The organism is Allorhizobium undicola ORS 992 = ATCC 700741 (assembly GCF_000621665.1).
Lineage (GTDB): Bacteria > Pseudomonadota > Alphaproteobacteria > Rhizobiales > Rhizobiaceae > Allorhizobium > Allorhizobium undicola.
The window spans coordinates 1-10,006 of sequence record NZ_JHXQ01000035.1 but is presented as its reverse complement, the minus strand read 5'-3'; the positions used below and the strand labels follow the sequence as shown (position 1 = coordinate 10,006).

The following is a 10,006-nucleotide window of genomic DNA, read 5'->3' as shown; positions in this document are numbered from 1 at the left end:
CCTGTCTCTGAGCCGGTCGACTACATGCTGAAGCGCTGGGATGGATTTACGTCATTCCTCGAAGACGGCCGGATCTGCCTGACGAATAATGCCGCCGAACGCGCGCTCAGAGGCTTCGCACTCGGAAGAAAGTCATGGCTCTTCGCCGGATCGGATCGTGGTGCTGAACGTGCGGCGTTCATGGCGACACTGATCATGAGCGCCAAGCTCAATGACATCGATCCACAGGTCTGGTTAGCCGACGTCCTCACCAGCATTGCAGACACACCGATCAGCAGGCTGGAGCAATTGCTTCCCTGGAATTGGAAACCCAAGACGTTGGGTGCTCAGGCGGCCTGAACCGCGGCCTTCACCGGATGCTTACAGTGCTGGAGGTGGCGTCGCCTTAACGGTTGGAACGCTTGGTGATGACCTGTTTCGCCTGTTTCAGGCGGCGATCGAGCCAACGATTTCACGCCAGATCGAGATGGCGTGAGCGCGAAGCTGGCGATGGTCAGTTGCGGTGAGATGTTTGCGGTGGAGAAGGAAAAGATTGGCGATCTGGCCATGAGTTGAGACAAAACGCTGACATTGTCGCGCTGACTTGAAGCGCATCATTCGCCGTTCGCGTCGTCGCACAGCAAGATGAGAATTCTCGGCTCGATTGTTCAATCCCTTATGCGAGCGGTGCTCGACGTCCGGCATCAACTCCGACTTTGCAGCCGAATAGGAACGCAGCTTGTCGGTCACCATGACGTGCGGGGCGATACCTTGGTCCTTGAGAAGCTTGCGTATGAAACGCAGGGGGCTGCTTTGTTTCTTCGGCTTTGCAGCAGGGCATCGAGGACGTGGCCGTTGGCAGCGACAGCGCGCCACAACCAGTATCTCTTCCCCTTGATCGTCACCACCATCTCATCGAGGTGCCATTTGTCGCAAAAATGGCCTCGTGAGCGGCGTCTGAGCTGATCAGCAAATTTTAAGCCGAATTTCGCCGCCCATTCCTAGACAGTCTGGAACGAGACGTTGATGCCTCTCTCCGCCAACAGATCTTCGACGTCGCGTAAGCTGAGCGAAAATCGGTAGTAGAGCCAGACCGCATGGGCGATGATCTCAGCGGGAAAGCGGTGGCGTTTGAAGTGGACGAGTGGGGCTTCAGTCATGCAAGCTCGGTATCAACTCAATGCAAACAGGCGGTTAAAGCGACGCCACCGATCCCACATTTTGATCGATGTCCGGTTAACTTTACGGTGCCTGACGCGCCCATAAAGCCGAGGCAAATTAGCGAGACCGTTCGCCGCCGTCCAGCGGGACCACCAAAGCCTTCAACTATACTTTGTCCCAGCGAATATTTCTAATGCACCTATCAGTGTAGGTGTAAAATCAAGCCTGTGTTTGTTTAAGAATTCGAGACAATCCTTGGCTTGGACAAAAATCAGATCGTCGAGCTCAGCTTTCCATCCTGAGGACGCGACTTCACTCGACGACATCTCAAGATTTGCAACAAAAGATATCTCCGGATGAATGTTGACGAGGTCGTTGACGATGCCGACGAGTTCAAGCGCAGAAGAGGCAAGTTCGATTCCGATCTCTTCCTGCACTTCCCGCTGAATGCACGAAAAAATGTTGGGCGTGGTCCCCTTCAAATCCAGCGCAGCATCAAAAAAACCTCCAAAGGTGAAAAATTTCCCCGGATTGACTTCCGCAGCTTGTGAACGCCGTCCAATGGGAATCCGTCCATCCACCGTTACCGGTATGACGCATGTCCCTATCGGATTTGCGCGTGCAATATCCTGTTTTTCAGATCGTGTAGCCACGTATTCGCGATAATCGGTCACCCCAACGTGAAGCACCAAATTACCATCTGTTCGCTGCTGGTGGCTGGCAAGCCGAAAAATTGCAGAATTATAGAGGCGACGACCTTCCGATGCAGCTGTTCTTTCGCGTGCTTGCCATTGCTGGTCAATTAGAACTAGATCCGAAACCGAATATACTGCATTATTTACCTTATCATCGAATATGGTGGTCACAGCCTCTTCGCTGCAGCGACCCGACCACGCGATGTGATATTGAGACGAAGAATTCTGGAGCATACATCAATTCCTTCTGTTTCTGGCTGCGGAAACCAGGTTCTCGTGCCAGGCGAGAAGCACGTAGATACCCCAGATCGCCCGATCGTTGACGGCTTCTCCAAGCAGCGCCCGTTTTGCGACATTTTCGAGTTTTGCTTTTACAAGCATTTGATCGAGATTGTTGGTGCCTGAATTGAAGCGATCCAAAAGCCGTTCATGGGTGCTCTTGTGAAACCAAATATCCGGAGGCACCTTAAACTTATGTTTCCGTTTTTCGAGAATGCCATCCGGAACAGAGCCGACGAGCTGTGATCGGAGGAGCGTTTTGTCAGAGCACCACGTGAAATGGGCGTCTGCGCTGAGGCCAGCGATGAAATTGCGGGCGGCCGCACTGGCGAGCGGAAAATGGACTCCTATCCCCCTTATCGAAGCGACTGCCCGATCTTTGGCAACGACATTTTCGGGCAACCAGGTCGCCGTCTGAATAGCCTTGAGAGCTTGAAACTCGTCCTGGGCTCCTGAGAGGGTTGCGATCGAAGACAAGGCGCTGACAGAATTTGTTTCTATCGACCCCGCGACTTCAAGGTCTGAAAACAAGGAGAGGCGTTCATCACGTGTCATACATGCGGCGTTTTCCAGATATCGCCTCGACAAGGCATGAAATTCGCGATCCGATCGTCGGTTGGCAGAATTGAAGCTCCAGCGCCGCGGAGGCCCCCAAAGTTCGTCCCCTCCTTCGCCTGAGACCAGGTCTGTCAGATCGTCTGGATAGCTGCCGACCAAGAGCGCACTTGGGATAATCGATCGATCGCAAATCGGTTCTTTTAACGCGCGGGCAATTCGATCCAGGTGATCTGGTGTGACGTTCTCAGCTCTATGTATCCAGTGCGGTCGCTTCGTTTGATTCTGCACCATTTCCGCGTAAGGGACTTCATCCCATTCGCTTCCTTTGAATCCAGCAGTCAGCAACACAAAATCAACATCGCTTTGATGGCAGCGTATGGCGTTTGTCGTTGAGTCAATTCCTCCACTGCAAAACAGTCCAGCCTTCCCTGCCAAGACACCTTTTAAATCTGAGTAGATCGTCTGAAGGAGTTCGGTGCATCGATCATGAACATCGCTTTCTTCAGAAGGCAGATAGGTTAGGATCGGCTTTTCGACCTCGATAAGCTCGCCAGATCGATCGAAAAGTATCGAACAGCCGGGCCGGACTTTTGCGATACCTTTGAGTAGCGTCCTAGGTGAAGGCAGATATTGGAATATGAGGAACTGGTAAACGCTGCTTATGTCCAAATCGGGTGTGTAAGACGTCGAGCATAGGCCGGAAATATCTGTGCTGACGATCCATTCCTTGGAATCGGTCTGCCGATAGAACAGAGGCACGCCGTCGACGGCCCCGCGCCAAGCCATCGTACGCCCTGACTGCCGATCTCTAAGAATGTACGAATGTTCGAAGCTGAGTGATGAAAGGCCGTCGAACCCCTCTTGCTCATAAGTGCTGATCAGCGTGTCACATCTTGATCTGATCGATTCCCTGTTCGCGCGCCCCGGGGCAAAAAGCTGGAGATCTGCCGTCATCCCTTTCCTGACATAAATGTTCTCACTTTCGTGCCCGTTTTCTGAAAAACGATCGATGGTCTGCTGAGTGTCCATCAGGCCGCGATCCTGGCATTCGTTTGTGAAGAAAACGCTTGAATTATGTGCCCGACAGTATGGTCGAAAGACGTTACGCCAAATGCCTTCGGCAAAAAGGGACCGAGATCGAGCTCAGGCTTCTGCTCGAGATGTTGCGTTAAAAATTCCAGTACCTGATCTGGAACGAGACTCGGCATCAATACCGAAGCGTGATGAAGGCAATAGTAGAGAGCAGCCTGGTTGCCGTACTGCAAGGACAGGTACGTGAGCCAATCCCAGTCGAAGCCATCCTTGCAATTATGAAGGACGGCGAAAAGATCGATAAGGTCTCGATAACTAGGCTGGTTCAGCACGAGCGGTTCATAATAGGCTCGACCGGCAAAGAAGAAAGCTAGGACTTCGGGCGCAAGAAACTCGTCGGCATCGCTGTAGATGCTATGATGCTTCAATCCGCGCAGGTAGTCATCTTCATCCATGCCGGTAGCGATATTGAAATGCAGATCTATAACGCTCAGCGCGTAGGTTTTCTGATTGTGGTTGAAATAAACGAAGAAATCCGGAGCTGGTCGGTCTAAATGAAAGTCAATCTGCTGCGTGCACTCAATCACTTTGTAGAACGCGTGAACCTGGTGGTGGCAGTTTCTCACCTCAAGCTTGTTTGCCGTCGGCAGAGGTTGTAACCGCAACATGCCAGGGTCGTCTGGTGAAAACAGATCGCGAAAGGCGGAACTCATGGTCCGGCCTTGGCGGTATCCGGATTCCTCCAGCACCCGAATTGCCGTATCCAAATCGGCTTGTCGAACCAGATAATCAAAGTCACCAGAAACTCTGGGCACGCCCGTTACGACCCGATTGAATTCCCGTCCCTTGAAAAAAAGGGGTCGGACCTGGGCGACATGAAGTTTCGAGACGATCCACTCGTGCTCTTTCTGCAAGCTCTCTGTGACAATGCCTCTGGCGTGGCGTAGCTCATGAACAAGCGTAGTTGCAGCATTGTCAAGTTTGACAGCTCCGCTTTCGGCGGCCTTTTCGATATAGGGAAAATACCGGAGGTATTTTCCCGAAATATCTGCTGCGCTATAGGCGAATTCTTCGGCGGAGATACCCAGCAATCTGAGCAAATTCGGGTTAAATCCCGTCTTCGACATGCCGGTAGAGGCATGGACTGCAACAAGGTAATTGATAATGTCGTGCCGCACGCTCATGCTTTCAATGCCTTTTGTTTGTAAATCGATTGGGCTTGGCAAATCTCTTCCACGCTTCCGAAATATGCTTGCTGGGTGGTGACCCCGCCCACTGGGTTTCCTCCCCAGTTGACAAATTCGCGTAGTCCCCCGGTCAGCTTCAGATCTTTGGAAAGAACTGTGAGACCGATCGACACGCCGGCGATAAATTGGCGGTCGGTCAGGAAAGTTTCAGCAGACGAGCGTCGAGGCCAACTTAATTGGTTGGCGATTGCTGGGAAACGCTTGCTCACGCGAGCTCTCCTTGTTGGCTCTGCAGATATTGCCGCATCGACGCGGAATAATGTGCGCTCGTTTCGAGAACAAGCTCGTCCCACGCATCGGTTCTCACTCCCAAGGCGCTCAACATCTTGACCAAATCGGGAACGTCGCGGTCCGTTATTTCGTCGAATTGGCAGAGTCTTTCGATCAGCTTGAGTCCGATGTCCAACCTCCAATCGGCGCGCTCGAATTTGGTGGATTGAAGTCTATCAAGGTAACTACGGCTTCGATCGAGAGCCTCCATTAAGCGCGCCCCAGGCACAGGTTCACTAGGTACTGCGCCTGGCCAAAGAAAACTGCAGGGCTCCCCCGGCGAGCAAAGGGCTGAGACTGCGAGGGCACTTCTTTGGCGAAGCCTCCACAGGACGGAAATAAAATCAATGTCTGCGCGTGAAGGTACGATAGCCGGATTTATCTGCTTCAGATATTTTATGACCTCCTCGTTGCGGGCCTGCAGGCCTGTCGAAGAGTCCAGAAGCGGATAGATTTGTCGCAACGTGGCATCCAGCACTTGCATTGGTCGAAAAATCAAAAACTCCCGCAAAGACGAAACCGGGTCGTCCGAGCAATGGATCAGGTTCATCGCCATGTTGCAGCCGCCAAAATCGCACCGAATTTGACCCGGAATGGTCTTGAAGGGGTCGGATGGCCCTTTCATACGAATAAGGTCAGCGTAGAGATCAACGTCTCGCATCCGGTTGTGTGATACGAGGAGCAATATCGACGGACCCGTCGTGTAAAGTCGCCGGTTTATCCACCAACTGGCGATTTGGTTCTGCTCATTCCGCAATGTGAGATTATATTGATAAAGCTCTTCAAACATCCTCTCCTTGGGATCCTGTATGAAATCGCCGTATAGAATGTTGTAGCCGTTTTCCATCAACCGCTCGAGGATTGGAAAATGCTTGTCGGCGCAAACGGCATCCGGCTTCAGCAGCACCAGTGCAATATGCTCGCACGTATCAAAAGCTTGCTGAGGAAGTGACTTTTTCAAATAGGATACGAACTCTTGGTGAAGATTCGTGCGAAGAAAATAACTCTGCGTCGCGAAACGAGTTGGTATCTCGTCAAACTGATGCATGTATTTCACCATAATCTATCCTAAACCTTTGTTTTACTAGTGTTAGCGGGCCAAAATCGTGCCGCTAGAAAAAATCCCACGGTTAAAACGATCAAAATTACACCCGCTTCGACGAAGCCGACGTAAGAGATGCCGAGCAATGTCACCACTAGACCAAAGAGAAGCGGTGTCGCTGCTTGGAAAACCGTCAATATGTTCGTGGCACCCGCCAGCAACACGCCCCTGTCGACGTTCGATCGCGCGTTGCCTAAATGAGCCATAGCAATAGGATAGGTCGTCGCCGACAGGACTGTGACCAGCAAGTAATGGGCTACGAGATAGATTGGCGAACTGTCGATTGTGGACGCCGCAGCGGTGCAGGCAATGCAACCTGCCGATGTCCACATAAACCCCTCCAGATTTCGCAGCCGCGAAATTCGGGAGGTTCCAAAGACTTGGAGGATGACGGCGGCTGTATTGCCGAGAGCAAGAACCAAGCTGATTTGCGAAGGCTGGATGTGGAATCGCTCTGACAGAACTAGAGCAAGTGTGGCGTTCTGTGCTGAATAGATACTATAGGCGACGAGCGCCCCGATGAAGCAAATGACGGATGTGCGCGGCAGTATCCCCGGCAGTGTGGTAAACCTTAACGGTGCCACGGCTTGCTCGTCCTCGCCCTGAAGCGCGGCGACGGAGCTCGGCAGAGGCGATTGAACCTTCCATGAGTTCCAGGCACCAATTCCTAACGAGAAAAAGGCCAGCAGCGAACACGAAAGTGCCACAACGAAAAGAGCTTGGTAGTCTTTGTCGCTCGATGGTGCAGCAAAATAGAGGCCAATCAGTCCGGCAATGAAGCCAAGCTTTATCGTCGAACTCAGCGTCGCCATTGCTGTCGCCGCACGACTTTTGCTCACATTGTCGCCGACAAGCGCCATCACGACACCGCCGGCCGCGCCATGGATGCCGCCCAATGCCCGTCCGATCAGCAACTCGGACGGACTGTTGGAGATGACCAAAAGATAGAAGCTCAGTATGCTGACGACATACGCCGTCATGATAACTGGGAGCCTGCCGATACGATCGCTTAGGTAGCCGAATAGGCCGGAAAGGAGGACAAGGGCAATTAGGTTTGAGCCCATGATATAAACGACCGTCTCCGAACTCGCACCAAATTTCAGTGCTGAGAAGGGTATGATGGGTACTGTGATGCTAAAGCCTACTGCCATCAGTAGCTGGCCGAAAAACAGACCGGTGAACTGTCGCGTCCAGATAGTTCCACTGTCGATGCGGTCTACTTCACGGGGCGAGATATTGGAAATTGCCTGCCGGTTCATCGTATACGATGCCGCGTTTGAACAAGCCGCAACATGAATTACGCCGCTACCGGATAGTTAAGTCGTTGGTGAGACTCGATGAGCGCCGACAGGAAAACCGACCGGTCAAAAATACCGCGTGCTTTTGACTGGGTACCCAGCCACATACCATAGGGAGCAGCAAAGCCGCGCTTCACGAGATCATGTGTCACTGACATGGGCACACCGAGGTTCGCAGCGAGCCGTCGGAGCGGCAACTTTGTGCCATTATCGACGTCGAGTTTGTCCCAAAGCTGAAGTTGACCAGCAGCCGCGATCACCTCATCATCCAAGTAGGGAGCTCTGACTTCAATGCCAAACGACCCGCTCAGAGCATCGGTTGTTCGCAGCAAACCCGGAAGCGAAAACTCCGTTTCAATCCAAGTCATCAACTCGCTGAGCTGGTCGACGGAATTTAATTCCTCCGGTATGGCGACATGTGAGAGCTTTGCCGAAGGGTTGCGCGCCAGCAACCTCAGATAGTTTTCGCCTGGCGATACTTGCGGGTCATAAATTGAATTGAGATGCTGCTGCAAGGGAAGATAGTTGTCCGCAACAGCGGGAGTCTTCCCGGCTATTTTCGCTACAAACAATCGCATCCGCTCATATCCGAGGAAAAACTCGTCGGCGCCGAGACCGCTGTAACACACGCGAATTCCTCTCTTGGCGAGTTCTTCGTAGATGACGTATTCTGGAAACACGCTCGCATTGCCAATGGGGAATTGGAGACGTCTTGTGATGTCGTCGATGTTGGTAAGCAGCTTCGTGCTATCCGGCTTTATGACGACGTGCTCAATGCCGAACGCGTCACAGATTTCGCGCGCCTTTACCTCTTCGCTATAGGCGTCATGCTCGTCAAACGATACGGTGACTGCGACGTTGGGCCGAAGGAGAGCAGCAAGAATTGCCGAATCTATGCCGCCGCTCAACAGAAGAGCGGATGGGAGAGATGTTGCCAGGCGACCGGCTGCTGAAACGAGGCTGTCGGCAACGTTTGTGCCGGCTTGTGGTGACCCTACCTTCGAATATTCCGCAATCCGCAGACGGTCATCCGCCGGCGTATATTCGGCAAATGTTCCGCCCTTAAGCTTGTGAATGCCAGACGAAGGAGTCCGGCCGCCCACGAAATTTTCAAACTCAAGAAATTCATCCGAGAAGCTCTGGTCTTCGGTATTTAACTGAGCCAGCGCGGTATAAACGGAACTAAAAGCCAATAGGTTTTGCGACTTGGTCCAGTAAAGGGGCTTCTGGCTGTGTTTATCGACTGCTAGCGTAAGCCTGTTCAATTGCGTGTCAAGAATGGCGAAGGCAAACATGCCGTTGATATAGGGCAGGCACTTCGTCCCTACTTTCTCAAATAATTTGAGAAGCAGATGCGCATCGTTTTCGATTGGCGAAAGCCAAATGTCAAAGCGCTGACATAAGTCCCTTCCGTTGTAAATCTCGCCGTTGTATGTTAGCACATATCTTCTATTGGTTGAACAATAAGGACCGTAGTGCTGCGACGGATTATTTATGGATAATGTCGCCATGCCGATGGATGCGACGTTCGCTGGCAGGTTTATGATCTGTGAACGATCTGGACCACGAGCTTCAATATAAATCTGCCCATGTGATACGAAGCGATACGCTTCTTGCAGGGACTTTCGGCGATTGCCAACGCAACCAATGATGCCGCACACAGTTATTCCCCTTAAATATTTGCAATCTAAATAATTATATTTTCGCTTCTTTCCTCTCATTTATGTCTTTTTTGTGGCAGTGAAACTTTTGAGCGAATTTTTTATGAAATCGGCCAGTACGGGGTCGTTTGCGGGAGGGGGCGATATGCTACCTTAAGGGCGGCCACCGATATTCGCCGGTAAGAGTTATGTGTTCCGGCTCTGTTGCAAACATTTTGCTTGGCTATGAAGAGGCCTTCCTACACCTCAGTCACGCGGTTTTGGCGTCGAGATTCTGCGCGAGGAGGGCCACAGCCTCGGTGAGTGCGCTGGACCCAATCCCGAAGGCTCGTTCAACGATCCGTGCTTCTCCACGAATGTCGCCGGTCAGATTGAAAATGGCTGCCTGCCTGTGATTAGGCATGGAATAAGGACCCCGCAAATGGGGTGATCGGCGTCCAAACGGGCCCCCCATCTGCGATGGGGTTACAACAGCCTCCGGTTTCATCGGAGGCTTTTTGTTTGGATGCTTATTGTGGAAACAATTCTGAAGATACGGCGGCTAGCCCATGTTCAGGGCAAGTCGATCAAGGCGATCTGCCGGGAGTTGGGCATATCGCGGAAAGTGGTGCGGAAGGTTTTGCGCACCGATGAGACGGAGTTCAAATACGAACGGACCCGTCAACCTCAGCCGAAGCTCGGCCCCTGGCGCGATCAGCTCGATGGAATGCTGCTCGCCAATGAG

8 protein-coding genes and 3 pseudogenes are annotated in these 10,006 nt (G+C 52.3%); 2 read left to right on the top strand and 9 right to left on the bottom strand.

The window, feature by feature from the left end; translation table 11 throughout:
- Positions 1-339: IS66 family transposase (locus T424_RS0118430; protein ID WP_027489027.1), on the top strand; the 339-nt coding region annotated here is incomplete at its 5' end.
- A gap of 87 nt (positions 340-426) precedes the next feature.
- On the opposite strand, the pseudogene T424_RS21515 reads toward T424_RS0118430, so the two are convergent.
- The 9 genes and pseudogenes from T424_RS21515 to T424_RS21510 form a co-directional block, all read right to left on the bottom strand.
- Positions 427-1,139, bottom strand: a pseudogene (locus T424_RS21515) (IS6 family transposase).
- Positions 1,140-1,301: 162 nt separating this feature from the next.
- Complete coding sequence (locus T424_RS22720) at positions 1,302-2,069, bottom strand: hypothetical protein (RefSeq protein WP_154664987.1); 768 nt, start codon at positions 2,067-2,069, stop codon at positions 1,302-1,304.
- A gap of 3 nt (positions 2,070-2,072) precedes the next feature.
- On the bottom strand, positions 2,073-3,701 hold the full coding sequence (locus T424_RS0118415; RefSeq protein WP_027489025.1) for an asparagine synthase-related protein: 1,629 nt from the start codon (positions 3,699-3,701) through the stop codon (positions 2,073-2,075).
- On the bottom strand, positions 3,701-4,888 hold the full coding sequence (locus T424_RS0118410; protein WP_027489024.1) for a nucleotidyltransferase family protein: 1,188 nt from the start codon (positions 4,886-4,888) through the stop codon (positions 3,701-3,703). The genes T424_RS0118415 and T424_RS0118410 overlap by 1 nt, the downstream gene beginning before the upstream one ends.
- Entirely contained in the window at positions 4,885-5,160 is a 276-nt protein-coding gene (locus tag T424_RS0118405; protein ID WP_027489023.1) for a hypothetical protein, read from the bottom strand. Before T424_RS0118405 ends, T424_RS0118410 begins: the two co-directional genes overlap by 4 nt.
- Positions 5,157-6,281: a nucleoside-diphosphate kinase gene (locus tag T424_RS0118400; RefSeq protein WP_027489022.1), complete on the bottom strand. Its 1,125-nt coding sequence runs from the start codon at positions 6,279-6,281 to the stop codon at positions 5,157-5,159. The genes T424_RS0118405 and T424_RS0118400 overlap by 4 nt, the downstream gene beginning before the upstream one ends.
- Before the next feature lie 8 nt (positions 6,282-6,289).
- A complete protein-coding gene (locus T424_RS0118395; protein WP_027489021.1) occupies positions 6,290-7,582 on the bottom strand; it encodes an MFS transporter in 1,293 nt (430 codons plus the stop codon).
- A gap of 38 nt (positions 7,583-7,620) precedes the next feature.
- Positions 7,621-9,342 carry an asparagine synthetase B family protein gene (locus T424_RS0118390; protein WP_084268585.1) on the bottom strand — a complete coding sequence of 574 codons (1,722 nt, stop codon included), beginning with the start codon at positions 9,340-9,342 and terminating at the stop codon, positions 7,621-7,623.
- A 190-nt stretch (positions 9,343-9,532) separates the two neighbouring features.
- Positions 9,533-9,670: pseudogene (locus T424_RS21510) on the bottom strand (IS6 family transposase); the annotation flags it as partial.
- A gap of 117 nt (positions 9,671-9,787) precedes the next feature.
- On the opposite strand from T424_RS21510, the pseudogene T424_RS21505 reads away from it, so the two are divergent.
- Positions 9,788-10,006: pseudogene (locus T424_RS21505) on the top strand (IS21 family transposase); the annotation flags it as partial.

Bases quoted from the DNA above. Each gene is read 5' to 3' on its own strand.
- T424_RS22720 (WP_154664987.1), bottom strand. From the start codon at position 2,069: ATGCTCCAGAATTCTTCGTCTCAATATCACATCGCGTGGTCGGGTCGC.
- T424_RS0118415 (WP_027489025.1), bottom strand. From the start codon at position 3,701: ATGGACACTCAGCAGACCATCGATCGTTTTTCAGAAAACGGGCACGAA.
- T424_RS0118410 (WP_027489024.1), bottom strand. From the start codon at position 4,888: ATGAGCGTGCGGCACGACATTATCAATTACCTTGTTGCAGTCCATGCC.
- T424_RS0118400 (WP_027489022.1), bottom strand. From the start codon at position 6,281: ATGGTGAAATACATGCATCAGTTTGACGAGATACCAACTCGTTTCGCG.
- T424_RS0118395 (WP_027489021.1), bottom strand. From the start codon at position 7,582: ATGAACCGGCAGGCAATTTCCAATATCTCGCCCCGTGAAGTAGACCGC.
- T424_RS0118390 (WP_084268585.1), bottom strand. From the start codon at position 9,342: ATGAGAGGAAAGAAGCGAAAATATAATTATTTAGATTGCAAATATTTA.